The organism is Paracoccus solventivorans (genome assembly GCF_900142875.1).
Taxonomy (GTDB): Bacteria; Pseudomonadota; Alphaproteobacteria; order Rhodobacterales; family Rhodobacteraceae; genus Paracoccus; species Paracoccus solventivorans.
In genome coordinates, this window is the sequence record NZ_FRCK01000003.1 from 168,031 (window position 1) to 192,626 (window position 24,596).

Consider the following 24,596-nt stretch of genomic DNA (forward strand, 5'->3'; position numbering starts at 1 on the left):
CTTGCCCGAGGCGCACCAGACCGGCACCGCCCCCGCCCGCGCCTTTGTCATCCACCCCGACCTTGGCGATCGCCGCGACCAGCGCCGCTCGCCCGATCTGGCGCTGGAAGAGGCCGTGGCGCTGGCCCGCGCCCTGCCCGCGATCGACGTGGTGGGCGCTGCGGTCGCGCGGCTGCGCAAGCCGGCGCCGGGGATGCTGTTTTCCTCGGGCAAGCTTGACGAGATGGGGGCCGAGATCGCCGCGGCCGAGGCCGATCTGGTGCTGATCGACGGCCCGCTGACCCCGGTCCAGCAGCGCAACCTGGAAAAGCACTGGGACGTCAAGATCCTGGACCGCACCGGGCTGATCCTGGAAATCTTCGCCGACCGCGCCCGCACGCGCGAGGGCGTGCTGCAGGTGGAACTGGCGGCGCTGTCCTACCAGCGCACGCGGCTGGTGCGGGCCTGGACCCACCTCGAACGCCAGCGCGGCGGCTTCGGCTTCGTCGGCGGCCCGGGCGAGACCCAGCTCGAGGCCGACCGCCGTGCCATCGACGACCAGGTGGTGCGGCTGCGCCGGCAGCTGGAAAAGGTGGTGCGCACCCGCAGCCTGCACCGCGCCGCCCGCGCCCGCGTTCCCTATCCGATCGTGGCGCTGGTCGGCTATACCAACGCCGGGAAATCGACGCTGTTCAACCGCCTGACCGGGGCCGAAGTGCTGGCCAAGGACATGCTGTTCGCCACGCTCGACCCGACGATGCGGGCGATCCACCTGCCGTCCCCGGATGGCGAGGCGCGGGGGCGGCGGATCATCCTGTCCGACACCGTGGGCTTCATCTCGGACCTGCCGCACGAGCTGGTGGCGGCCTTCCGCGCCACGCTGGAAGAGGTGCTCGAGGCCGACCTGATCCTGCATGTGCGCGACATCAGCCACCCGGAGACCGAGGAACAGGCCGCCGATGTCGGCGACATCCTCGACGGGCTGGGGGTGGATGAGGACGTGGCGCTGATCGAGGTCTGGAACAAGATCGACGCGCTGTCGCCCGACACGCGCGCCGCGCTGCGCCGCACCGATGCGCGCCGCGCCGACGTGCAGGCGGTCAGCGCCCTGACCGGCGAGGGGCTGCCCGACCTGATCGCCGCCATCGACCACCGGCTGGCCGAGGTGCTGAACGAACACCGCGAACCCGGGGTGGTGACGCTCGACCACGCCGACGGCCGCCGCCGCGCCTGGCTGCACGCCGCGGGGGTGGTGGAACGCGAGGAGCCGGACGACAACGGCACGCGCCTGACCGTCCGCTGGACCCGCCGCCAGCGCGAAGCCTTCGAGGCGCTGGACGGCGACCAGCCGTGCCCCGACGACCTTGACCTGGACGATGAAGAGGAACCCCGCCGCCTCGGCGGCTGGGACCCGCTGGCCAACGACTAGGACGGCAGAGCGCGGCGGGCGCCAAGGGGATCCTTTACTCGCAGAAAACCCGCTGCGGGAACCGTCCGGCTGCCATTCTCACCGGCAGCTTATGCCGCAGCGCCCGACCGGGGGCTCTGCCCCGGGCCCCGGGATATTTCCAGACAGAAGATCGGATAGAGCGGGGCGCCACCCCGTCTTCTGTCCCCAAATATCCCCGCCGGAGGCGTCGGAGCGGTGCCGCGGGCGCGGCGCCGAGGCCCTGTCGGCCCTACTTGGCCATCATCTCTTCCTCGACCCGCATCCCGCCGACGACGCCCAGCGACTTGAGCTTGCGGTGCAGCGCCGAGCGTTCCATGCCGACGAATTGCGCGGTGCGGCTGATGTTGCCGCCGAAACGATTGATCTGGGCCAGCAGATATTCGCGCTCGAACAGCTCGCGCGCCTCGCGCAGGGCCAGCGCGGTGATCTGGGGGCCAAGCGCCAGGGCCTCGCCGTTTTCGGGGGTGGCGCCCTGGGGTTCCAGTTCCGCGGGCTGGATCGGGCCGCTGCCCTCGCCCAGGATCAGCACCCGCTCGATCACGTTGCGCAGCTGGCGGATGTTGCCCGGCCAGCGCATCGCCTGCAGCGCCGCGACGGTTTCCTCGGGGATCGCGCGCAGCGGCAGGCCCTGGCCGGCGTGGAACTGCTCGACGAAATATTCGGCCAGCGCGGCGATGTCGTCGCGGCGCTCGGCCAGGCCGGGGACCGCGACCGGGACCACGTTCAGCCGGTCGTAAAGCTCCTGCCGGAAGCGGCCGGCGGCGATCTCGCTGCCCAGGTCGCGGGTGGTCGAGGAGATCACCCGCAGGTCCACCCGCACCTTGTCGGTGCCGCCGGCGCGCTGGAACTGCTGTTCGGTCAGCACCCGCAGGATCTTGGGCTGGGTGCCCAGCGGCATGTCCGCCACCTCGTCGAAATAGATCACCCCGCCATGGGCCTGTTCCAGCAGCCCCGGCTCGACCCCGCGCTCGGCCGATTCGCGGCCGAACAGCACCTCTTCCATCCGCTCGGGCTCGATGGTGGCGCAGGGGACGGCGACGAACGGCCCCTCGGCGCGCGGCGACTGCGCGTGGATGTAGCGCGCCGCCAGCTCCTTGCCGGTGCCCGGCTCGCCGGTCAGCATCACCCGCCCGTTCGAGCGCGCCACCTTGTCCAGGTTGTCGCGCAGCCGCCGGAACGGCGCGGACTGGCCCAGCATCTCGGCCGCCGCGGTTTCCTTTTTCTTCAGCTGCCGGTTCTCGCGGCGCAGGCGCGAGGTTTCCATGGCCCGCGTGATCACGACCATCAGCTGGTCGATGTTGAAGGGCTTCTCGATGAAGTCGTAGGCGCCCTGCTTGATCGCCGCCACCGCGATCTCGATGTTGCCGTGCCCCGAGATGATGACCACCGGCACCGAGGGGTTGTTGCGCTTGACCTGCTTGAGGATGTCGATCCCGTCCATCCGGCTGTCCTTGAGCCAGATGTCCAGGATCATCAGCGCCGGTTCCTCGGCGTTGATCGCGGCCAGCGCCTCGTCGGCATTGGCGGCGGTCCGGGTCGTGAACCCCTCGTCGCCGAGAATATCGGCGATGAGTTCGCGGATGTCGCGTTCGTCGTCGACGATCAGAATGTCGCTCATTTGCCTGTCGCCTCTTCTGGTTTGTGTTTGCGCGATGGCGGCAGCCGCACCGGCTGGCGTTCGCGGGGCAGTCGGATCTCGGCCATCGCGCCGCGGTGGCCGCTGGCGTCGGGGGGCGCGTCGGACAGCATCAGCGTGCCGCCGTGTTCCTCGACGATCTTCTTGACGATCGGCAGCCCCAGCCCGGTGCCGCCCTGTTTCAGCGTCACATAGGGCTCGAACAGCCGGCCGCGGTCCTCGGGCAGGCCGACGCCGTTGTCGCAGATGCGGATGGCGACGGCATCGGGGCGGGCGTCCAGCGTCACCTCGACCCGGGGGGTCCAGTCGCCGGGCGGGCGGTCCGCCAGCGCCTCGGCGGCGTTCTTCAGCAGGTTGGTGAAGACCTGCCCCATCATGCCCGCGTCGCAATCGACAATCACCGGCTGGGCGGGGATCTCTGCTGCGATCCCGCCCGAAACGGCATCCTGCTGCAGCACCACCGCCTCGCGCAGCAGCGCGGCGAGGTCGGTCTCGCGGCGGTCGGGTTCCGGCATCCGGGCAAAGCGGCTGAACTCGTCCACGATGCGGCGCAGGTCGCTGGTCTGGCGGATGATCACGTCGGTATATTGCGCCAGCGCCTCGCGGTCCTCGTCCGAGGAGGCCAGCTTGCCGAACTTGCGCCGGATGCGTTCGGCCGACAGCTGGATCGGGGTCAGCGGGTTCTTGATCTCATGCGCCACGCGCCTTGCCACGTCGCCCCAGGCGGCCATGCGCTGCGCGGTGACCAGCTCGGTCACGTCGTCGAAGGCGATCACATAGCCCGCGACGCTGCCGTCCTCGGCCAGGCGCTCGGCCATGCGCACCAGCAGGCTTTCGATATGGCCGCCGCGGTGCAGCCGCACCTCGTCCTGCACGCTGTCGGCGACCGAGCCCTGCAGGCGCTGGAACAGCGGCTCGAACTCGGGCACCACCTCCAGCAGCGGCCGGTCGTCGGCGGCGTCGGGGGTCAGAGCCAAGAGCCGCAGGGCCGAGCGGTTGACGAAATCGATGCGCTCGTCCCTTCCCAGCCCGATCACCCCGGCGGTGACCGAGCTCAGCACGCTGTCGAACAGCCGTCGCTGGTCGTCGGCGGCACGGTAGCTTTCCACCAGTTCGACCCGCTGGCGCTTGAGCGCCTCGGTCATGCGGTTGAAGCTGAGGCCGAGGGTCTGGATCTCGTCGCCGGTGTCGGGGACGGGAACGCGCACGTCCAGGTCGCCCTCGCCCACCAGCTCGGACGCCGCGGCCAGCCGCCCGATGGGCCGGCTCAGCCGTTCGGCGAACCACAGCCCCAGCCAGATCGCGCCTGCGACCAGCAGCAGCGCAAAGGCCAGATACAGCAGCGAGAACTCGAACAGCACCCGGCTGCGGGTCTGTTCCAGCCGCTGGTATTCGCCGACCGTGGCGCGGGTGTCGTCCAGCAGCCCCAGCAGGCTGCCGTCCACGTCGCGGGTGACGTAAAGATAGCGGTTCACCAGCCGGTCCAGCCGCACCAGGGCGCGGAACTCGTTGTTCTGCCAGTCCTCGACCAGCAGGATCCCGTCGCGGTCGACGATGCGGAACTGGTCTTCTGTCGGCTGCTCGTACCAGAAGCGATAGCTGCGGTCGCCGCGGGCGCGGATGTCGCCGGTGGCGTCGATGACATAGGCCTCGCGCAGGCCGCGCTGGATCAGGCCCTGCGCCTCGGTCAGCAGCCCGCGCAGGGTGCCGTCGTCCAGGAAGGGCGCGGCGCGGCCGGCGTCGTTCAGCACCCGCGCCAGCAGGTTGGCGTCGGCGGTCAGGTCGCGGCGGTGTTCGTCCTGATAGGCCTCGGCCGCCGACAGCGAGGTCGCAACCACCTGCTGCACCCGGCTGGAAAACCAGCCCTCGAGCCCGATATTGACGGTCAGCCCGGCGAACAGCGCCACCAGCACCGTCGGCACCAGCGCCAGCGCGGTAAAGACGCCGACCAGCCGCATGTGCAGCCGCGAGCCGGCAGTCGCCGCCTTGCGCGCGGCCAGGATCGCCGCCATCCGCCAGCCGACCATTCCGGTCAGCAGCAGGATATAGACCAGATCGGCCAGCAGGATCAGCCGCAGCCCGGTGCTGTCGGCCTGTCCCGACAGCGGCCCCATCACCCCATAGGTCGCCACCGCCAGCACCGGCCCCAGCACGGCAAGCGACAGCGTCGCCGCGTTCTGCACGCGCCGCTGCCGGCGCAGCCGCGCCAGCCGTTCCCATGATCGTCCCGCAAGGGCGTATGCCACCACCTGCCGCCTCGCCTTTGTTTCCGCGCCGCTGTTGCCGCGGCGTTGCTGTTGCACGGGAGTTACGGAGTCCTGTGCCCTCTGTGACGCTTTTACATCACACGACGGCGCCGTGTCACCTGGATATCGAGCTCTGCGATCTTCTTGCGCAGGGTATTGCGATTCAGCCCCAGCAATTCGGCGCAGCGCAGCTGGTTGCCGTTGCAGGCATCCAGCGCGATCTGGATCAGCGGCCGTTCGGATTCGCGCATGATCCGGTCGTAAAGCCCGGGCGGCGGCAGGTCATTGCCGTGCAGGTCGAAATAGCGCTGCAGATGCTGCTCGACGGTCTCGGCCAGCGGCTGGCTGGGGTCGGGGCGGGGGGCGCGGGGTGCGGTGCGGGTGGCGGCCAGGGCGGCGGCGACCTCGGTCGCCTCGATGCGCGGGGCCTGGGCGGTCAGCGACAGGCGGCGCAGCAGGTTGTCCAGCTCGCGCAGGTTGCCGGGAAAGAGATGCGCCCGCAGCAGCTCCAGCGCCGCGGGGGAAAGCTCGCGCGCCTGCCCGCCGGCACGTTCCAGCATCAGCCGCGCCAGCGCGGGCAGGTCGTCCAGCCGCTCGCGCAGCGGCGGCAGCGCCAGCACCGCCCCGGCCAGCCGGTAGTAGAGTTCCGGGCTCAGCCGCCCGGCGGCGATGTCGGCCAGCGGATCGGGGCCGGTGGTGGCGACCAGCCGCGGCGAAGGCCCCTCGGCGGGCGGCGCGTCCAGCAGCACCGCCAGCCGCAGCTGCGTGGCCGGGTCATGCGCGGCCGGGTCCTCGACGATCAGCGTGCCGCCCCGCGCCTCGGCCAGCCGGGCCGCCAGCGCCTCGGGCGGGTCGCCGGGGACCAGCGTGACCAGAGGCCCGCCGCGGCGTTCGCCCAGCATGTGCAGGGCGCGGGCCAGGGTGCTGCGCCCGGCCCCGGGCTCGGCCGCGATGACGATGGGCAGGTCGGTGGCGACCACCCGCGCCACCTCGCGGAACAGCGCCTGCATGGCGGGGGTGGCGCCGATCAGCGCAGTGCCATCGGACGCGGCAGGGGCGGGGGCGGGGGCAGGGGCCGGCGTCGGAGCGGCGGGCGTGCGCTGGCGGCGGCGTTCCAGCCCCGCCCGCACCCGCGCCATCAGCTCGGGCAGGTCGAAGGGCTTGGGCAGGTAGTCGAACACCGCGGCCTCGGTCGCGCGGATCGCGGTCACGATCGAGTTCTGCGCCGAGATCACGATCACCGGCAGGTCGGGGCGGGCGCGGGCGATGGCGGGGATCAGGTCCAGCCCGTTGCCGTCGGGCATCATCACGTCGGTGATGACCAGATCGCCCGCGCCCTCCTCGACCCAGCGCATCAGCTGCGCCAGGCTGCCGGTGGCGTGGACGCGGCAGCCGGCGCGGGTCAGCGCCTGCGTCAGCACGATGCGGATGCCGCGGTCGTCGTCGGCGATCAGCACGGTCCCGTCCATCAGCCGCCCCCCTTGCCCGCCTGGGGCAGCGACACCCGCAGCACCGTCCGCCCCGGGCGGCTTTCGGCGCGGATCAGCCCGCCGTGGTCGGTCACGATCTTGCCGGCCAGCGCCAGCCCCAGCCCGGTGCCGTTCTCGCGCCCCGAGACGAAGGGCTCGAACACCTGGTCGGCGATGCGGCGCGGGATGCCGGGGCCGTCGTCCTCGATTTCAAGCTGGATGGGCAGGGGGGCGCCGTCCGGGTTGCGCAGCGCGCCGTCCCAGGCGGTGCGCAGGCGGATCGTGCCGGGAACCGCGCCGGGGGCGCCGGAGATCGCCTGCACGGCGTTCTGCAGCAGGTTCAGCGCCACCTGCATGATCCGGTCGGGATCGGCCAGCGCCGGGGGCAGCGAGGGGTCGTAGTCGGTCACGATCCGCAGCCCCGCGCCCGCGTCCGCCAGCAGGATGCTGCGCCGGGCGCGTTCCAGGATGTCGTGGATGTTCACCGCCTGCAGCCGCGGGGGCGAGGTGTCGCCGAAACGCTCGACCTCGTCCAGCAGCGCCACGATGCGGCGGCTTTCGGCGACGATCAGATCGGCCAGCTCGCGGTCCTCGGGGGACAGGTCGGTGGCCAGCAGCTGCGCGGCGCCGCGGATGCCGGCCAGCGGGTTGCGGATCTCATGCGCCAGCATCTCGGCCATGCCGATGGCGCTGCGCGCGGCGCGCCGCGGCATGGCGGCGTCGCCCGTCGCCGCGGGCAGGATCGCGGCGACCACGCCGCCGCCCGGCAGCGCGCACAGATGCACCGCCGCCTGCCGCGTGGTCCAGCGGTCGGCGCGGTCGCTGGTCTGGAACTGCACGGCGGCGTGCAGCACCGGCTCATCGGTGGCCGCTGCCTGCGCGACCAGCGCCCCCAGGCCGGGATCGGTGCGCAGCCGCGCGATCAGGGCGCGGTCCTCGGGCGCCCGCCCCCGCACCCCGGTCGAGGACAGGTTGAGCCATTCCTCGGCCGCCTCGTTGAGGCTGGCCCAGCGGCCCTCGGCGTCGAAACAGGCGACCGGCAGCGGCAGCGATTCCAGCGCCAGCGCGGGATCGGGGACAGGCGCGGCGGCAAGGGGCGCGCTCATGCGGCGCGGGCCTCGGCCCCGCAAAAGACGGCGCGGATCGCGGCGCGTGCGGCCTCGGGCGAGGCTGCCGCCATTAGCGCGGCGCGGGCCTGCGTCGCGTCATCAAGGTCAGCCGCGGCCAGGTACCAGCCCAGATGCTTGCGCGCGACCCGCAGGCCAAGGTCGCGGCCGTAATGGGACAGGATGTCGGCGTGGTGGTCGGCGACCGCATCCGCCAACGCGGCGCCGCGCGGGATCACCGGCGCGGGCGCGCCGTGGTTCGCCGCCGCGATCTCGGCCAGCCGCCAGGGCGCGCCTTGCGCGCCGCGCCCCACCATCACCGCATCGGCCCCCGACAGCGCCCGGGCAGTGCGGGCCGAGGCCGCATCCACCACGTCGCCGTTGGCGACCAGCGGCAGGTCGGGCACCGCCGCGCGCACCGCGCTTATCGCGGCCCAATCGGCGCTGCCGGTGTAGAACTGCGCCCGCGTCCGCCCGTGAACGGCGATCATCCGCACGCCCGCATCGCGGGCGCGGCGGGCCAGATCGGCCGCGTTCAGGCAGCCCGCGTCCCAGCCCAGCCGCATCTTCAGCGTCACCGGCAGCGGTGCGACCGCTGCCACCACCGCCTCGATCAGCGACAGCGCCCGGTCGGGTTCGCGCATCAAGGCGGCGCCCGACAGCCCGCCGGTGACCTTGCGCGCCGGGCAGCCCATGTTGATGTCGATGATCCCCGCGCCCATCCCGGCCACGATCCGCGCGGTTTCTGCCAGCGGTCCCGGCTCGCGCCCGGCGATCTGGACGCTGACCGGCACGCCGTTTTCCTCGATCATCGCTTTCGCCCGCACCGCCGCGCGGGTCGAGGGGCGCGGCGTCACCATCTCGGTCGAGGCGACCATCTCGCTGACCACCAGCCCGGCGCCGTGGCGGGCGACGGCGCGGCGGAACGGCAGGTCGGTGATCCCGGCCATCGGGGCCAGGAACACCGGCGGGCCCAGCCGGGCGTCGCCTAGGCAAAGCGGTTCTTCGGTCATGCGCAGCGGGGGCCCTGTGCGGGAATCGCCGCACAATGCCCGATTTCCGGGCCATCCGCAAATCCCGCCGTCCCCCCTGCAACGATCGCCGCAGGGATCAGCGCCGCCACGCCCCCGGGGTCAGCAGCGCCAGGATCGCCAGCATCTCGAGCCGCCCGGCCACCATCGCCGCCGCCAGCACCGCCTTGGTGGCCGGCGCCAGCCCGGCCCAGCCCTGCCAGGGCGATCCGGCAATGCCGACGCTGCCCTCGTAGACCGGGATCAGGGGGATCGCCTCGGCCAGCGGGCCGGTGTTGGTCAGCGCCGCGACGCTGAGGATGGTGGCGGTTTCCAGCGTGACCGCGCGCAGCGACACCAGCGCGATCGTGGCCATGATCGACATGGCAAACACCATGAAGAAGATGAACGCGAGATAGGCCCCCGGCCCGCGCAGCCGCCGGATCACCGGCCCGCCGCCGGCGACCGAGGCGGGGTGCACGATCTTGTCCAGTTCGCGCCGCGCGTGCAGCGCCAGGGCAAAGACCCGCAGCAGCTTGACGCCGCCGGCGGTGGTGGCGACGCCGCCGCCCATGATTGCCAGCCCCGCCAGCATCAGCCCCGGCGCGGTCAGCCCGGCCCAGGCGCGCGCGCCTTCCCACTGGATCGAGGTCCAGCCGGTGGTGGTCAGGAATGACAGCGCGGTGAACAGGCTGCCCCAGGCCGCCCCCGCCGCCCGCGCCAGCCCGCCACCGACGTCGGGGGCCGCAGGCTCGGGCGCCAGCACCGGCTGGAACTCGGCCAGGAAGGCGCCCAGGAACGGCCGCAGCACCAGCGTCAGCGTGACCAGCGCCACCAGCCCGGCCGCCACCCGCAGCTCGGGGTCGTGGCGCAGCCGGGGGGTGGTGCGCAGCTCGTCGCCCCCCGGCCAGGCGCGGCGGCTGAGCGCGGCCAGCAGGAACAGCGCCACCAGCGCCTCGGCCGCGATGCCGCCGGTGCTGCCGACCGGGCGCGCATCCATCCCGATGCCGCTGGTCGACAGCGTGCCCATCGCCCGCAGCAGCGCCCCCAGCGCGCCCTGGCCGGTGACGACCAGCCCGGCCCACAGCGCCACCGTCAGCCCGGCATAGACCGGCGCGATCGCCATCCCCCAGCGGATCAGCCGTCGCGCCGGATCCTTCATATGCTCATCACGACCGGGGCGCATTTCAGCGCTCGCGGCGCCGCCGATGCGGTCGAAACGCTCGTCGGTGCCGGTCGAGCGGTCCATGATCTCGAAGCCGCCGACCCGCATCGGCGCCATCAGCGCGATGGCGGCGGTCAGGATGAACAGCCCGCCCAGCCAGCCCAGGATGCCGCGCCACAGATGCAGGGTCGGGGCCACCAGCTCGGCCGCGTAAAGCGAGGCGCCGGTGGTGGTCAGGCAGGACAGCATTTCCCACCAAGCGTTGAAGAGCCCGGTGTCCGGCATGGCGGCGGCAAATGGGATCGCGGCCGGTAACGGCAGCAGTGCGAACACCCCCAGCAGCGTCACCAGCACACCGCGCGACAGCGGCGCCTCGGGGGCGGCGGCGGTGGCGATGCCCAGCATCAGCCACAGCACCAGCAGCCCCGCGCCCGATCCGGCAAAGATCAGCGCCAGCCGGCGCTCGCCCACCGCCTCGGCATGGGCGGCGGGGATCAGCATGGCCAGCGCCAGCACCAGCCCCGCGATCACCAGCACCGGCAGGCGTCCCAGCAGCCGGTCCATCAGAACCAGTCGGCCGAGACCTGCAACAGACGCTCGACCTCCTCGATGTCGCCGGACAGGGCGAAGATCAGCACCAGGTCGCCCTGGTCGATGCGGGTGTCGGGGCGGGGCTTGAGGATCACGCCCTGTTTCTCGACCGCGGCGACCAGCGCGCCGCGGGGCAGCTGGATCTCGCGCACCCGCTGCCCGGCCAGCGCCGAGCCGGGCAGGACCTGCGCCTCGATCAGCTCGGCCTCGGAATCGCCCAGGGCGTAGACGTCGCGGACCCGGCCGCGGCGGATATGGCGCAGGATCGAGGACACCGTGACCGCGCGCGGGCTGATCAGCCCGTCGATCCCCAGATTCGCGGCCAGCGGCATCAGCGTGGTGTCGTTGATCAGCGCATCCACCATCCGCGCCCCGGCCTGCTTGGCGCGCACCGCGGCCAGCAGGTTGGTGCGGTCGTCGGCGGTCAGCGTCAGCACCGCATCGGCGCGGGGCACGCCCGCCTCGGCCATCAGGTCGGCGGCCATGCCGTCGCCATGCAGCACCACGGTGCGGCGCAGCGCCTCGGCCGCGGCCTCGGCCCGGTCGCGGTCGCGCTCGATCAGCTTCAGCGAGATGCCGGGCCGCGCATCCAGCGCCCGCGCCACCGCCAGCCCGATATTGCCGCCGCCGATCAGCACCACCCGTTCCACCGGGCGCGAGGGCAGGCCGAAGATGTCCAGCGTCCGCGCCACATCCTCGACCGCGGCCACCACATAGGCGTGGTCGCCCGCATGCAGCTGGTCGTTCGGCTCGGGCGCGAAGAAGCGGCCGGCGCGGCGCAGCCCCACCACCACCGCGCGCAGCCCGAAGAAGGTCTGGTCCAGATGGCGCAGCGGCGTGTTCAGGATCGGGCAGTTCTCGGTCAGCGCCATGGCCAGCAGCCGGACCCGCCCCTCCATGAAGGTTTCGGTGTCCAGCGTGGTCGGCACGTCCAGCCGCGACAGCGCCGCCAGCGCGACCTCTTGTTCCGGGCTGATCACCACGTCGATCGGCAGGTTCTGCGCCTGGTAGAGATCGGCGTATTGCGGCAGCAGATAGGCATGGCCGCGCAGCCGGGCAAAGCGGCGCGGGACCGAGAACAGCGCATGGGCGACCTCGCAGGCGACGATGTTCACCTCGTCGCTGGCGGTGGCGGCGATCAGCAGGTCGCAATCCTCGGCCCCGGCGCTTTCCAGCACGTCGGGATGGCTGGCGTGGCCGGTGATTCCCTGCACGTCCAGCGCGTCGTTGGCCTGCTGGATCAGCCGCTCGTCGCGGTCGATCAGCACGATGTCATGTCGTTCGCGCGAAAGCTGCCGGGCGATCTGCCAGCCGACCTGTCCCGCGCCGCAGATGATGATCCGCATGAACCCGCCCCGCGGTGGAACCCGAAGTGCAAGCCATAGGACGCGCAGCGCGGCGCGGCAATGGGTGGCGCGAATGGGCGGGGGGAAGGGGAGGCCGCCGCTGCCGTGCTGAGGAGGCCGAGATCCGAGGCGGTGCCGTTCGGGTGGGCCGGCGACCCGCTGCGTGCCTGGGGGCGAAGGGGTCTGAGATGGGTCCGCCGGTGCAGGGGCGCTGCCGCGTCTCTCCTGTGCGTGCGAGCTGAGCGGTGCGCAGCGTTGACATCCAGCGCATGTCGCCGGTCTGCGTCTCCCGCGCCCGACAGCGAGTTGAACGGCGTCGGGCAGGTGCAAGTGATCGTGCGCATCTGCAACCGCCTGTCGCGCGCGCACGCGAGCTGAGCTTCGCCGCTTTCCATTCCCTAGAGATTACAAGCGGCCTCCGCTCGCGCGCGCAAGTGAGCGCGCGTGCCGACGCAGATGTGGACCGCGGATCGCGTCCAGGCCCCCACTCGCGCGCGAGCCGAGCGGCCAGCGCCTGGATCACCTCGTACGCCTCATCGACGCCCCCACTCGCGCGCGCGCGAGCCGAGCGCTGACCAGCGGCGGTTGTTTCTGGCCGAGGGGGACGCCCCCACTCGCGCGCGCGCGAGCCGAGCGCTGCGTGATAAACGCTTGGTTCGCAGCGGCGTCTTACGCCCCCACTCGCGCGCGCGCGAGCCGAGCGGGGGGCGGGCTGGCCCTTGGGCGTGCGGTGGATGGTGCCCCCACTCGCGCGCGTGAGCCGAGTGGTCCCGCCCGTGAAGATCCAGTGCGCAGAGGCCCGCCCCCAACTCGCGCGCGCGAGCCGGGCGGGGTTCCCATCACCCGCGCCGCCGCTGGTGTTTGCCGCCCCCTCGCGCTCGCACGCGAGCCGAGCGGACAGCGCCGAGAAGATGGACACTCTGACGCGGAGCAGCCACCACCGCCCGCGAACCGAGCGACCAGCAGTGCGGCGCTATGCAGGAAGATGCGCGCCGCCTCTCGCCCGCGCCGGCGAAGCGAGCGCCGACAACTACATGATTGGGGCGTCAGGCACGGCCGCCGCTCGTTCGCGCCCGCGAGCGGAGCGGACAGGGTCCTCCCATACACCGTGCAGCCAAGCCGCCGGCCGCATACACGCACCCGCGAACTGTGCGGGCGATCGACGTCATCAAGGACCCGGAGGCTGCGCCGCCGCCCGCCCGCGCCCGCGAGTTGCGCACTCCCGCCCGGCTTGAACCAAGGACCAGAGAAAGCCGCCCCCGCGCCCAGTGGCTGAGGGAAGGCTTGCGGGCCGAGACACCGTATTACGGCTCGCGCAGGGCGCGACCGAGCTGGTCGGTCAGCGGCTGCAGCAGATAGGAAAGCGGGCTGCGCGAGCCGGTCTGGAAATGGACCTCGACCGGCATTCCGGGAATCAGGGCGCCCTCGTCCGGCTGGTCGGGGCCGGGGGGCGGTATCGTCACCTCGGCGCGGTAGAACTGCTGTCCGGTCGCCGGGTCCGTCACCACGTCGGCCGAGATGCGCTCGACCCTTCCCTCGATCGGCGGCTGGCGGGCGGGGGCGCCGGGCAGGCGCAGCACCGCCGGCTGGCCCGGCGCGATATGGCCGATCCGGGCCGGGGGGATCCGGGCGGCGATCACCCGCGGCCGGTCCAGCGGAACCAGCGACAGCACCGGCTCGGCCGGCCGCAGCACCGCGCCGGGCGCGGGCGCGCGCAGCTGGTGCACCACGCCCGCCACCGGGGCGCGGAGCTCCAGCCGGGCGATCTGGGCGGCCAGGGCCTGGCGGCGCTCGGCCAGTTCCAGTTCACGCGGGGCCAGCTGGCGCAGCTCGGCCTCGGCGGCTTCGCGGCGCTCGGCGGCGGCCTTTAGCCGCGCGATGCCGATTTCGGCCAGGCGGGTGCCGGCCTGGGCGCGCTGGGACTGCATCTCTCCGATCAGCCCGGCCAGCCGCGCCTGTTCGCGTTCCAGCGCCAGCACTCGAGCGGCCGGGGTCAGCCCGCGTTCGAGCAGGCTGCGCTGGGCGGAAAGCTCCTGCTCGATCAGCGCCTGCTGGTCGCGCAGCGCCTGCGCCTGCGCGTCGATGCCGGCGATCTGGTTGCGGACCTGCTGCGACTGCTGGTCCCATTGTCGGCCGGCCTGTTCCAGCGTGTCGCGGCGGCCGGAAAACAGCCGCGCCTGCCCCTGCATCAACGCCGCGATTTCCGGGCGCGTGGCCGCGGCCAGCGTCAGCTCGGCGGGAAAGCCGATGTCGGGGCGGTCCGCGCGTTCGGCCTCGAGCCGGCCGCGCCGGGCCAGCAGCTCGAAATACTGCGCCTCGACGATGGCAAGCTCGCTGCGGGGCAGGGTGCCGTCGAGGCGAAGCAGCAATTCGCCGGCCGCGACAATCTGGCCGTCGCGGATGGCGACGGTCTCGACCACGCCGCCGCCGGGATGCTGGAGGGTGTGGTTGTGCCGCTCGACCTCGACCTGGCCCGGGGCGATGATCGCGCCGGCGATCCGGGCGGCGACCGCCCAGCTGCCGAAGCCGCCGAGCAGCAGCACCAGCCCGATCAGCCCCAGCCACAGCGCGCCGCGGGCCGAGCGGCGGTGGGGCAGAGCAGCCGCAGGCATCCGGGCGCCGGGGCCGATCACCGCCACCGGGGCGCGGCCCAGGGCGGTTTCCGGCGGCATGGCAGCGGAAGGAGGGATCATGCCGCACCCCCGCCAGAGGCGCGGCGGGCTGTGGCGCTACGCAGTGTCCCGCCCAGAACCTCGTCGCGCGGGCCGAAGGCGGTCTGCCGTCCCGCATCCATCCGCAGCAGCAGCTCGCATTCGGCGATGGCAGCGGGGCGGTGGGCGATGATCACCACCGCGCCCGCCCGCGACTTCACCGCGCGAATGGCGAGGTTCAGCGCTGCCGCCCCCTCGGCGTCGAGATGCGAATCCGGCTCGTCCAGGATCAGCAGCACCGGCTGTCCGTAAAGCGCGCGGGCGAGGCCGAGGCGCTGGATCTGCCCGCCCGAAAGCGGCGCCCCCGCCTGGCTCAGCGGGGTGTCATAGCCCTGCGGCAACCCCAGGATCATCCGGTGCGCCCCGGCCGCAACGGCGGCGCGCACCACCGCCGCGGGGACGGGCTGCGGCGACAGCCGCGCGATGTTTTCCGCCACGGTGCCGTCGAACAGCGTCACCCGCTGCGGCAGATAGCCGATCAGCCCGCCCAGCGTGTCGGGGTCGTACTGGTCCAGCGCCGCGCCATCCAGCCGGATCGCGCCCGCCGCCGCCGGCCAGGTGCCGATCAGCGCGCGCGCCAGCGTCGACTTGCCCGCGCCCGAAGGGCCGACCACCCCCAGCGCCTGCCCCGGCGCCAGCGAGAACCCGATGCCGCGCAGCGCGGGCAGATCCTGCCCCGGGGGGATGAGGGCAAGATTGGTTACCTCCAGCCGCGCGGCCGGGCGGGGCAGGGGGGTGCGGGGAACCGGCGGCGGGTGCCGGGACAGCAGCTGCCCCAGCCGCTCCCAGCCGTCCAGCGCCCGCTGCACCGCCGACCAGCCGGCGACCAGCTGGTCGACCGGAGCAAGCGCCCGCCCCATCAGCACCGAGCTGGCGATCATCGCGCCCGGCGTCAGTTCGTGGCGCAGCACCAGCCAGGCGCCCGCCGCCAGCAGCGCCGATTGCAGGAACAGCCGGAAGCTGCGGGAAAACACCGTGAACCCGGCGCCGCGATCCAGCGCCACCAGCGCGGCATCGGCCATGCGTTCGCGGGCGTGGCGCCAGCGCGCGAGGCTGGCCCCGCGCATTCCCAGCGCGCCGATCAGCTCGCCCTCGTCGCGGTAAAGCCCGGCGAGGCGGTCGGCGTCATGCTCGGCCGCGGCGGCGGCGCGCAGCGGCGCGCGGCTCTGCCAGCGGTTGAGCCAGCTGGCCGCCACCAGCACCAGCCCGCCCAGCGTCGCGACCCCGCCCAGCAGCGGGTGGAACAGATAGAGCCCCGCCAGGAACAGCGGCGCCCAGGGCAGGTCGAACAGTGCCAGCGCCAAGGGCGAGGCCAGCAGCTGCCGCAGCGAATCAAGATCGCGCAACCCGGCCGCGGGCGCGCCCCCTTGCGCCAGTGCCGCCTGAAAGACCCGTGGTTCAAGCCGGTCCTGCAACCGCAGCGCGATCCGCGCCATCACCCGGCTGCGCGCCAGGTCGATCACCCCCAGCATCAGGAACAGGAAGCTCACCAGCAGGAACAGCGCCGCCAGGGTCGGGCCCGAGCGGCTAACCAGCACCCGGTCATAGACCTGCAGCATGAACAGCGGCCCGGTCAGCGCCAGCAGGTTGACGGCCACGGAAAACACCGCGACCGCCGCCAGCAGCCCGGGGCTGCCCGCACGCGCCGCGCGCAGCTCGGCAAAACCGTCGTGCCATTCCCCGCCCACGCGCACGCCCCCTTGTTCAGCGCGGTTGCCGTGGCAGCCGCCCCTGTCTATCCCCGGGAAAGCAGCGCCGGGCTGGCCGCAGACGGCCGCCGGCACCGCTGATTCGTGTTCTCGCACGAAAAGATTGAGGAGAAGTTGATGCGCGCTGCCCCGCTTTTGCTGAGTCTGGCCCTTGCCGGCTGCGCCTCGGCGCCTCCGGGTGATATCGCGGACCCGTTCGAGCCGATGAACCGCCGGGTCCACGGCTTCAACAAGTCGCTGGATGCGGCGGTGCTGCGGCCGGTGTCGCAGGCGCTGGTCAGCGGCCAGCCCGCCGAGGGGCCCGGCGCCGTCGAGATGATCGGCAATTTCGGCGCGAACCTGGCGCTGCCGGGCAAGGTGGTCAACAGCCTGCTGCAGGGCCGCCCCGAGCCCGCGGCCCGCAACATGTTCCGCTTCATGGTCAATTCGACGCTGGGCATCGGCGGGCTGTTCGACCTGGCGACCGAGGATTTCGACCTGCCCGAGGTCGACACCGATTTCGGCGAGACCCTGCATGTCTGGGGGGTTCCGGCCGGCGCCTATCTTGAACTGCCGGTGCTGGGCCCCTCGACGCAGCGCGATCTGGTCGGCGACATCGTGGACGTGCTGCTGATCGACCCGCTGGACGGCGTGGTGCACCGGGACGTGCGGCGCGCCGGGCTGGCGGCGCGGGTGCTGTCAAAAGCGGGTGAGCGGGCGCAATTCGGCTCGACCCTGGACTCGGTTCTGCACGAAAGTGCCGACAGCTACGCGCAGACGCGGCTGCTGTACACGCAGCACCGCCAGTATGAGCTGAAAGAGGAAGGAGAGGTCATTGACCCGTATTCCGACGAATAGCACCCGCCGCGGGGTCCTGGGGCTGATCGGGGGCGGCGCCGTCTGGGCCGCGATGCCGGCCCACGCGCTGAACGGCAACCAGGCGGTGGCGCTGGTCAGCGCCACGGTCCAGGAGGTGCTGGCCACCGTCAATTCGGGCCGGCCGGCGGCGCAGCTGTACCCGGCCTTCGAGCGGATCTTCACCCGCCGCGCCGACATCGACGCGATGGCGCGGGCGGCGCTGGGGCCGGCGGCACGCCAGCTGGGCGCACAGGAGTTCGCCGCCTTCCGGCAGGCGATGTCGGGCTATGTCTCGCGCAAATACGGAAAACGTTTCCAGGAGTTCCTGGGCGCGCGGATCGAGATCGGCGCGGCGCGGCAGCTCAAGTCCTTCTGGACGGTGGATTCCACCGCCTATCTGCGCGGCCAGACCCCGACCAAGGTCGAGTGGCACGTCTCGGACCGCAGCGGGCAGGCGCGGTTCTTCAACCTGATCATCGAGGGGGTGAACATGCTGGCCTCGGAGCGCGAAGAGATCGGGGCGATGCTGGCCCGCCGCCGCGGCGACGTGCGCGGACTGATCGCGGATCTGCAACGGGCGGGGTGACGCGGTCGCGCTGCTTCGGCCGGGCATGGCCGGAGGTCCAGATGCGGTCCGCTGCTTCGATACATGAAAAAGCCCCGCCTTGGCGGGGCTTTTTCATTTGGGGCCGGCAGCTGTAGCGACCCGGCGCAGGGGAGGGCCCCGGGGGCGTCAGTTGGTGCCGGTGATCCCGCGCAGGGCTTCGGTCAGGGCGTCGTTGACCGCGCGCTCGGTGGTCAGGTTCGCCGGCGCCTCTCCGGCCAAGGCCTCGGCGAGGGCGGCGCCGACTGCGGCGGCCTGCAGGGCGCCGTTGGCCTGCGGGCCGCCGACCAGCGCCTCGGCCAGGGCGGCCCCCGCCGCCGCCGCCTCGCTGCGGGGCGTGGGCGAGGAGCTGACCGTGGAGCCGGGGCTGCGCGGTGCGCGGGCGGGTGGCGGGGCGGCGCCGACCGGCGACGGCGTCAGGGGCGTCGCCTGCACCGGCACCGGCGCCGGGACCGGCGCGGCCGGGGCCGGGGTCGGGTTGGCGGTCTGGGGGTCGAGCAGCTGCATCTGGTCGGACGGCGGCGCCGCGCCGGGGCCCATCGCCTCGGCCAACGCGGCCGACAGCGGGTCGTCCGAGCCGTCGGGCATGGTCACCGCGACCGGGGGCGGGGCGTCGGCGGATACCGCGCCGCCGTAATCGCCGCCCACCGGCTGCGCTGCCGCCACCGCCGCGGCCAGCGCCGCCGCCAGCGGGTCGTCCGAATCGGCCGACACGATGTCGCTGGCAACGATCATGCTGCCGCCGCCGTCGGGTGCGACCACATCCAGCGGATTGGCCGGCAGCCCCTCGTGGATTTCCTCCATCACCGCCTGCCAGATCTCCGCCGGCAGCCCGCCGCCGGTCACCCCGGACAGCGGCGTGTTGTCGTCGTAGCCCATCCAGACGCCGGTCACATATTGCTCGGTAAAGCCGATGAACCAAGCGTCGCGATAGGAGGAGGTGGTGCCGGTCTTGCCCGCCACCTCGCGCCCCGGCAGCCTTGCGCGGGTGCCGGTGCCGCTTTCCACCACCTGCTTCATCATCCAGATCAGCTCGGACGCCGCCTTGGTCGAGATCACCCGCTGCCCCATGCCGCCGGCCTGCCCGATCAGGGGCTTGTCGTCGCCCTTGATGCGCAGCTCGACCAGCCCATAGGGGCGCACGGCGGTGCCGCCGTTGCGGATGCCGGCATAGGCGCCGGTCATTTCCAGCAGCGTGGTTTCCGACACCCCCAGCCCCATCGACGGCCCCGCGGTCAGGTCATGGGCAAAGCCGAAATCGCGGGCCACCCGGCGGACGTTTTCACGCCCCACCGCCTCTTGCAGGCGAATGGTCGAGGTGTTGATCGACTTGGCCAGCGCCGTGGTCAGGGTGATCTGGCCCAGGTGGTTGCGGGTGTAGTTCTTGGGCGTCCAGGGCTTGGAGCCCTTGATGTGGATGGTGATCGGCGCGTCCAGGATGGTGTCGTTGGGCGAGAACCCCTGGTCCAGCGCCGCCGCATAGACAAAGGGCTTGAAGGCGGAACCCGTCTGCCGCTTGGCCTGGGTCGCGCGGTTGAAGGTGCCCGCGGCGGTGGTGTCGCGCCCGCCGATCATCGCGCGCACTGCGCCGTCGGCCGACATCACCACCACCGCGGCCTGCGCCTGCGAGCCGTCCTTGACCTTTTCCTCGAACACCCGCTTCAGCGCCCGCTCGGCCTGGCGCTGGATGGTCTGGTCGAAGGTGGTGGTGATGGTCACGTCCTCGGTGGTTTCCGAGGTCAGGAATCCCGGCCCCGATTCCATCACCCAGTCGGCGAAATACCCCCCGGCGCGGGCGGCGGCGGCCTTGGACAGCACCGCCGGGTTGGCCTTGGCCTGGGCGAAGTCGGCGTCGGTCAGATAGCCCTGGTCATGCATCAGCCCGAGGATGACCCCGGCCCGGTCCTGCGAGCGCTGCAGGTTCGAGGTGGGCGAGAAATAGCTGGGCGCCTTGAGCAGCCCGGCCAGCATCGCGGCCTCGGCCGGGGTGACCTCGGCCGCGGACTTGCCGAAATAGCGCTGTGCCGCAGCCTCGAACCCGCGGGCGCCGGCGCCCAGGTAGCTGCGGTTCATGTAGATGTTGAGGATGTCGGACTTGGAATATTTCGCTTCCAGCGCAAGGCTGTAGGGGACTTCCTTGACCTTGCGCCACAACGAGCCGACCCGGCAGGACGCTTCGTATTCGGCCTCGTCCTTCCATTTGATCGGGTCGAACCCCTCGCCCAGGCACAGGAGCTTGGAGACCTGCTGGGTGATGGTCGAGCCGCCGTGCCCGGACAGCGCGCTGCGCCCCTGCGACAGGTTGATGCGGATGGCGCCGGCGATGCCGCGCGGGTCGATGCCGAGATGGCTGTAGAAGCGCTTGTCCTCGGTCGCGACCACGGCGTTGCGCAGATGGGGCGAGATCTGGTCGGCGCTGACGGTGTTGTAGGTCTCACCCCGCCAGGCGAAGACCCGCCCCTCGCGGTCGAGCATGGTGACCGAGCCGCGGGCGCGCGCGTCGAACAGCGCCTGCGGGTCGGGCAGGGTGGAATAGTAATAGGCGACGGTCAGCCCCAGGATCAGCGCCAGCGCCAGCCCGGTGCGCCAGAATGCGCCCCAGATCACCCGCCAGACCAGCGACACCGCCCCCGCCACCCCGCGGGTAACGAAGTTCCCGCGCCGGGGCTTCTTCGGCGCCGGCTTGGCGCGGCGCGCCGCCTGTTGCGGCGGCAACCCGCCGCCGGCCGCAGCAGGGCCCTGCGGGGACGAGGGGGCGGCATAGCGTTTGTCGGCGGCAATGCGCCGGGGCCGTTCGGGTGTCTTCATGCCTGCATCCTGGGACCGTTTCTCGGCCTTTTTCCGGGAACCACATATAACACGACAAATGATTTAGAAACGATTACCGCGCGCCGGTGACCGAGACGTGACCCGGTGGGCAAGCTGCTGCCGATGGGCAGGCGCCGCGCGGGGTGGCGCGGCCGCAGGGGTATTTGGGCCAGAAAGAAGTCCTGGCGGGGGTTTTCCCGGGCCGGGGGACGGTTCAGGCGACGCGGGCGACGACGAAATCGGCCAGTTCGGCCAGCAGCTGGCGGATCTCGCCCTCGGGCAGCAGGTCCAGTGACTGCCGGGCGCCGGCGGCCCAGGACAGCGCATCGGCGCGCGCAGCCTCGATCGCGCCGTGGCGGGCGAGGATCGCCAGTGCCCGGTCGAGGTCGCCGTCCTGCTGGTCGCCCTTTTCGATGGTGCGCTGCCAGAACTCGCGTTCCCCGGCGTCGGCCTGCGCCACCGCCTTGATCACCGGCAGCGTCAGCTTGCGTTCGCGGAAATCGTCGCCGACGTTCTTGCCGATGGTTTCGGCCGCGCCGCTGTAGTCGAGGATGTCGTCGACGATCTGGAAGGCGATCCCCAGCGCATCGCCATAGTCGTAAAGCGCCTGCACCTGCGCGGGGGTGGCGCCGGCGATCACCGCGCCCACCTCGGTCGCGGCGGAAAACAGCGCCGCGGTCTTGCCGCGGACCACCTGCAGATAGACCGCCTCGTCGGTGCCGAGGTCCTGCGCGGCGGTCAGCTGCAGCACCTCGCCCTCGGCAATGACGGCCGACGCGTTGGAGAGGATCTCCATCACCCGCAGGTTGCCGGTCTCGGTCATCAGCTGGAAGCTGCGGGCGAACAGATAGTCGCCGACCAGCACGCTGGACTTGTTGTCCCACAGCAGGTTGGCGGTGGGGCGGCCGCGGCGCTGGCGGCTTTCGTCCACCACGTCGTCGTGCAGCAGGGTGGCGGTGTGGATGAACTCGACCGTGGCGGCCAGCAGGTGGTGATGCGTGCCGCGGTAGCCCAGCATCCTTGCCGCGGCCAGCGTCAGCATGGGGCGCAGGCGCTTGCCGCCGGCCTCGACCAGGTGGGCGGTCACCTCGGGGATGCGGGGGGCGTGGCGGCTTTCCATCCGGCTGCGGATCAGGGCGTTCACGGCCTCCATCTCGGGGGCGAGCAGGGTCGACAGCCGGTCCAGCGGCTTGGCCACGGTTTCGTTCACACCCATGAAGATACCCCTTTCGCGTCCCGTTTCCGCACCCGTTCCACGCCTGTGCTGCCATGCGTCTTGCGCGATTGCCCATTGCCACGGCGTGGACAGTTGCGCAACTGCGCCCTAGCTTGCGGGGATGAAGGAAGTCCTGCGCACCACCGATCCGCTGACCATCACCCGCGCCAGCGGCCTGCTGGAGGCCGAGGGAATCGTCGCGTTCCAGTTCGACCAGCACATGAGCGTGCTGGAGGGCTCGATCGGGGTGCTGCCGCGGCGGCTGATGGTGGCGGACCGCGATCATTTCATGGCGGCCTCCATCCTGCGCGACCACGGTATCGGATGAACGACGCGACCACCCGGGACGACGGGTTCCTGGGCGGGCGGCTGGTGCTGCGCCAGCCCGCCCGCGGCTATCGCGCCGGCACCGATGCGGTGATGCTGGCCGCCGCCTGTCCCGCGCGGCCGGGCGAGCGGGTGCTGGAACTGGGCTGCGGGGCGGGGGTGGCGCTGTTCTGCCTGGGCGCGCGGGTGCCGGGCGTGGCGCTGACCGGGCTCGAGCGACAGGAAGAGCTGGCGGCGCTGGCGCGGCATAACGTCGCCGCGACTGGCATCGCGGCGCGGATCGTGACCGGCGATCTGGCGCAGATGCCGGCGGCGCTGCGGGCGGAAAGCTTTGATCACGTCATCGCGAACCCGCCGTTCTTTGCCAGCGGCACCCGCGCGCCCGACGCGGCCCGCGCCGCCGCCCGGCACGAGGACACCGCGCTGGAATCCTGGATCGATGCCGGGTTGCGGCGGCTGCGGCCCGGGGGCGGGCTGACCCTGATCCACCGGGCCGAGGCGCTGGACCGCATTCTGGTGGCGCTGGCCGGGCGGGCGGGGGCGGTGTCGCTGCTGCCGCTGGCCGCGCGGCAGGGGCATGACGCGGGCCGCGTGATCGTCACCGCGCGCAAGGGCGCCCGCGGCGGGCTGCGGCTGCACGCGCCCTTTGTCCTGCACGCCCGCCCCGCCCATGAGCGCGACTGCGAGGATCTGAGCGCCGCCGCCCGGGCGGTGCTGCGCGACGGCGCCGCCATCGTCGCCGGGGCCGAAAGGGAACGCGAGGTTTCGGGTGACAGCGGCGCCGAAACATGCTGCACTGGGTCCATCGACCCATAGCAGGAGGATCGAATGTCGGTTCAGTCGCATGTCGCGGAACTGCGCAGAAAACACCAGCATCTTTCGGAGGAAGTCGAGCGCGCGCAACGCGCTCCGGGCTCGGACGACCTGTCGATCGCGGCGATGAAAAAGGAAAAGCTGCGGCTCAAGGAAGAGATCGAGCGGCTGTCGAACTGAGCGCCGGGCCGCGCCCCCGTGTGCTGATCGGGGGCCCGGCATCCGGGCCGGAGGGGATCGGAGGGGGATCGGCCGCGTGCCGGTCCCCTTCTTGATTCCCTGTGGTCCGATTCCCCGCTGCGGGTCGGGCCGGTGTGGCGGGAATTGGGGTCGCGGCGGCAATTCCCGCTGCCGGCCGATTCCCCGCTGCGGGTCGGGCCGGGACTGCGGAAACGGGGTGCCGCCGCGGCAATTCCCCCGGCGGGCCGATTCCCATGGCGGCCGATTCTTTCCTTGCCGTTCCGGGGACGCTATGAGACGGCACGGCCCGGATACCGAACTCATGGCAAACAGCAGGAGCTGCCGATGAGCATGATGAGAATGTCCGCCGCGGCTCTGGCGCTGCTGGCGGCCTCGGCCCTGCCGGCCGCGGCCCGCAACCAGATTCAGGTGGCAGGCTCGTCGACCGTGCTGCCCTATGCGACCATCGCCGCCGAAGCCTTTGCCGACAATACCGATTTCGCCGCCCCGGTGGTCGAGGGCGGCGGCAGCGGCGCCGGGATCAAGCAGTTCTGCGCCGGGGTCGGCCCGCGCACCATCGACATCGCCAATTCCTCGCGCCCGATGACGCAAGCCGAGCTCGCCGACTGCCACGCCAACGGCGTCGCCCGGGTGATCGAGGTGCGGTTCGGCTATGACGGCATCGTCTTTGCCTCGGGGATCAATGGTCCCGATTTCGCGCTGAGCACGCAGGACATCCACGCCGCGCTGGCCGCCGAGGTGGTGGTGGACGGGCGCCGCACCCCCAATCCTGCCCGCCGCTGGGCGGATGTGAATCCCACGCTGCCCGCGCAGGAAATCGCGGTGTTCGTTCCCGGCACCAAGCACGGCACCCGCGAGGTGTTCGAGGAAAAGGTGATGGCGGCGGGCTGCGACGCCTCGGGGACGCGGGCGGAGCTGGCGGCGCTGGACGGGGACAAGGCTGCCCGTGCCGCCTGCACCGCGCTGCGCAGCGACGGGCGCGCGGTCGACATCGACGGCGATTATACCGAGACACTGGCCCGCGTCGACAGCAACCCCAACGGCATGGGAGTGTTCGGGCTGTCCTTCTATGAAAACAACACCACCCGGCTGAAGGTGGCGCCGATCGACGGGGTGGTGCCCACGGTCGCCAGCGTCGCCTCGGGGGAATATCCGGTGTCGCGGCCGCTGTTCTTCTATGTCAAGGCGGACCACTTCGGCCTGGTGCCCGGGCTGAAGGAGTTCGCCGAGTTCTTCGTCGTCGATGCCATCGCCGGGCCCGGCGGACCGCTGGCGGATTACGGGCTGGTGCCCGACCCGCAGCTGGCCGCGGTGCAGGCGGCGGTGGCCGCGGAACACGTCATGGGCGCAGACTGACCACGCAACCGCCCGC

At 72.2% G+C, this 24,596-nt stretch carries 17 protein-coding genes and 1 pseudogene; 7 read left to right on the forward strand and 11 right to left on the reverse strand.

The genetic code is table 11. The annotated features are described in order from the left end of the window. Window position 1: 1 nt before the first annotated feature. Window positions 2-1,408: a GTPase HflX gene (hflX, locus tag BUB57_RS06595; RefSeq protein ID WP_084732003.1), complete on the forward strand. Its 1,407-nt coding sequence runs from the start codon at window positions 2-4 to the stop codon at window positions 1,406-1,408. Between the two features lie 250 nt (window positions 1,409-1,658). Here hflX and ntrX read toward each other — a convergent pair whose 3' ends face one another. The 9 genes from ntrX to BUB57_RS06640 all read right to left on the reverse strand — a co-directional run bounded on the left by ntrX (window position 1,659) and on the right by BUB57_RS06640 (window position 16,397). Beyond that, entirely contained in the window at window positions 1,659-3,047 is a 1,389-nt protein-coding gene (gene ntrX, locus BUB57_RS06600) for a nitrogen assimilation response regulator NtrX (protein ID WP_073064098.1), read from the reverse strand. Further along, window positions 3,044-5,311 (reverse strand): sensor histidine kinase NtrY-like, encoded by a 2,268-nt coding sequence (locus BUB57_RS06605; protein WP_073064729.1) that lies wholly within the window; start codon window positions 5,309-5,311, stop codon window positions 3,044-3,046. Before BUB57_RS06605 ends, ntrX begins: the two co-directional genes overlap by 4 nt. Before the next feature lie 92 nt (window positions 5,312-5,403). After that, window positions 5,404-6,780 (reverse strand): response regulator, encoded by a 1,377-nt coding sequence (locus BUB57_RS06610; protein ID WP_073064102.1) that lies wholly within the window; start codon window positions 6,778-6,780, stop codon window positions 5,404-5,406. Continuing rightward, complete coding sequence (locus BUB57_RS06615; protein ID WP_073064105.1) at window positions 6,780-7,886, reverse strand: two-component system sensor histidine kinase NtrB; 1,107 nt, start codon at window positions 7,884-7,886, stop codon at window positions 6,780-6,782. Before BUB57_RS06615 ends, BUB57_RS06610 begins: the two co-directional genes overlap by 1 nt. Further along, window positions 7,883-8,899 (reverse strand): tRNA dihydrouridine synthase DusB, encoded by a 1,017-nt coding sequence (gene dusB / locus BUB57_RS06620; RefSeq protein WP_073064108.1) that lies wholly within the window; start codon window positions 8,897-8,899, stop codon window positions 7,883-7,885. The genes BUB57_RS06615 and dusB overlap by 4 nt, the downstream gene beginning before the upstream one ends. 97 nt (window positions 8,900-8,996) lie before the next feature. Then, window positions 8,997-10,625 (reverse strand): TrkH family potassium uptake protein, encoded by a 1,629-nt coding sequence (locus BUB57_RS06625; protein WP_073064111.1) that lies wholly within the window; start codon window positions 10,623-10,625, stop codon window positions 8,997-8,999. Beyond that, window positions 10,625-11,998 carry a Trk system potassium transporter TrkA gene (gene trkA, locus BUB57_RS06630; RefSeq protein ID WP_073064114.1) on the reverse strand — a complete coding sequence of 458 codons (1,374 nt, stop codon included), beginning with the start codon at window positions 11,996-11,998 and terminating at the stop codon, window positions 10,625-10,627. Before trkA ends, BUB57_RS06625 begins: the two co-directional genes overlap by 1 nt. A gap of 1,304 nt (window positions 11,999-13,302) precedes the next feature. Further along, on the reverse strand, window positions 13,303-14,691 hold the full coding sequence (locus BUB57_RS06635) for an HlyD family type I secretion periplasmic adaptor subunit (protein WP_234952004.1): 1,389 nt from the start codon (window positions 14,689-14,691) through the stop codon (window positions 13,303-13,305). After that, window positions 14,688-16,397, reverse strand: coding sequence for a type I secretion system permease/ATPase (locus BUB57_RS06640; protein WP_073064734.1), 1,710 nt, complete (start codon window positions 16,395-16,397; stop codon window positions 14,688-14,690). Before BUB57_RS06640 ends, BUB57_RS06635 begins: the two co-directional genes overlap by 4 nt. A gap of 138 nt (window positions 16,398-16,535) precedes the next feature. On the opposite strand from BUB57_RS06640, the gene BUB57_RS06645 reads away from it, so the two are divergent. Together BUB57_RS06645 and BUB57_RS06650 are read left to right on the forward strand one after the other, a co-directional pair. Continuing rightward, window positions 16,536-17,255: an MlaA family lipoprotein gene (locus tag BUB57_RS06645; protein WP_073064116.1), complete on the forward strand. Its 720-nt coding sequence runs from the start codon at window positions 16,536-16,538 to the stop codon at window positions 17,253-17,255. After that, entirely contained in the window at window positions 17,233-17,841 is a 609-nt protein-coding gene (locus BUB57_RS06650) for an MlaC/ttg2D family ABC transporter substrate-binding protein (RefSeq protein WP_073064119.1), read from the forward strand. Before BUB57_RS06645 ends, BUB57_RS06650 begins: the two co-directional genes overlap by 23 nt. Before the next feature lie 765 nt (window positions 17,842-18,606). Here BUB57_RS06650 and BUB57_RS06655 read toward each other — a convergent pair. Next, a pseudogene (locus tag BUB57_RS06655) lies at window positions 18,607-20,667 on the reverse strand (transglycosylase domain-containing protein); the annotation flags it as partial. A 214-nt stretch (window positions 20,668-20,881) separates the two neighbouring features. Then, window positions 20,882-21,883: a polyprenyl synthetase family protein gene (locus BUB57_RS06660; RefSeq protein WP_073064122.1), complete on the reverse strand. Its 1,002-nt coding sequence runs from the start codon at window positions 21,881-21,883 to the stop codon at window positions 20,882-20,884. Window positions 21,884-22,004: 121 nt separating this feature from the next. On the opposite strand from BUB57_RS06660, the gene BUB57_RS06665 reads away from it, so the two are divergent. From BUB57_RS06665 to BUB57_RS06680, 4 genes are all read left to right on the forward strand, one after another. After that, complete coding sequence (locus BUB57_RS06665) at window positions 22,005-22,211, forward strand: putative signal transducing protein (protein ID WP_073064125.1); 207 nt, start codon at window positions 22,005-22,007, stop codon at window positions 22,209-22,211. Continuing rightward, entirely contained in the window at window positions 22,208-23,026 is an 819-nt protein-coding gene (locus BUB57_RS06670) for a tRNA1(Val) (adenine(37)-N6)-methyltransferase (protein WP_073064128.1), read from the forward strand. Before BUB57_RS06665 ends, BUB57_RS06670 begins: the two co-directional genes overlap by 4 nt. A 12-nt stretch (window positions 23,027-23,038) precedes the next feature. After that, on the forward strand, window positions 23,039-23,203 hold the full coding sequence (locus BUB57_RS06675) for a YdcH family protein (RefSeq protein ID WP_073064131.1): 165 nt from the start codon (window positions 23,039-23,041) through the stop codon (window positions 23,201-23,203). Between the two features lie 345 nt (window positions 23,204-23,548). Continuing rightward, entirely contained in the window at window positions 23,549-24,580 is a 1,032-nt protein-coding gene (locus tag BUB57_RS06680) for a substrate-binding domain-containing protein (protein ID WP_073064134.1), read from the forward strand. Window positions 24,581-24,596 lie beyond the last annotated feature (16 nt).

Coding starts and splice junctions, on each gene's coding strand:
- ntrX (WP_073064098.1), bottom strand. CDS start 3,047: ATGAGCGACATTCTGATCGTCGACGACGAACGCGACATCCGCGAACTC.
- BUB57_RS06610 (WP_073064102.1), bottom strand. CDS start 6,780: ATGGACGGGACCGTGCTGATCGCCGACGACGACCGCGGCATCCGCATC.
- BUB57_RS06615 (WP_073064105.1), bottom strand. CDS start 7,886: ATGAGCGCGCCCCTTGCCGCCGCGCCTGTCCCCGATCCCGCGCTGGCG.
- dusB (WP_073064108.1), bottom strand. CDS start 8,899: ATGACCGAAGAACCGCTTTGCCTAGGCGACGCCCGGCTGGGCCCGCCG.
- BUB57_RS06625 (WP_073064111.1), bottom strand. CDS start 10,625: ATGGACCGGCTGCTGGGACGCCTGCCGGTGCTGGTGATCGCGGGGCTG.
- trkA (WP_073064114.1), bottom strand. CDS start 11,998: ATGCGGATCATCATCTGCGGCGCGGGACAGGTCGGCTGGCAGATCGCC.
- BUB57_RS06635 (WP_234952004.1), bottom strand. CDS start 14,691: ATGATCCCTCCTTCCGCTGCCATGCCGCCGGAAACCGCCCTGGGCCGC.
- BUB57_RS06645 (WP_073064116.1), top strand. CDS start 16,536: ATGCGCGCTGCCCCGCTTTTGCTGAGTCTGGCCCTTGCCGGCTGCGCC.
- BUB57_RS06660 (WP_073064122.1), bottom strand. CDS start 21,883: ATGGGTGTGAACGAAACCGTGGCCAAGCCGCTGGACCGGCTGTCGACC.
- BUB57_RS06665 (WP_073064125.1), top strand. CDS start 22,005: ATGAAGGAAGTCCTGCGCACCACCGATCCGCTGACCATCACCCGCGCC.
- BUB57_RS06670 (WP_073064128.1), top strand. CDS start 22,208: ATGAACGACGCGACCACCCGGGACGACGGGTTCCTGGGCGGGCGGCTG.
- BUB57_RS06675 (WP_073064131.1), top strand. CDS start 23,039: ATGTCGGTTCAGTCGCATGTCGCGGAACTGCGCAGAAAACACCAGCAT.
- BUB57_RS06680 (WP_073064134.1), top strand. CDS start 23,549: ATGAGCATGATGAGAATGTCCGCCGCGGCTCTGGCGCTGCTGGCGGCC.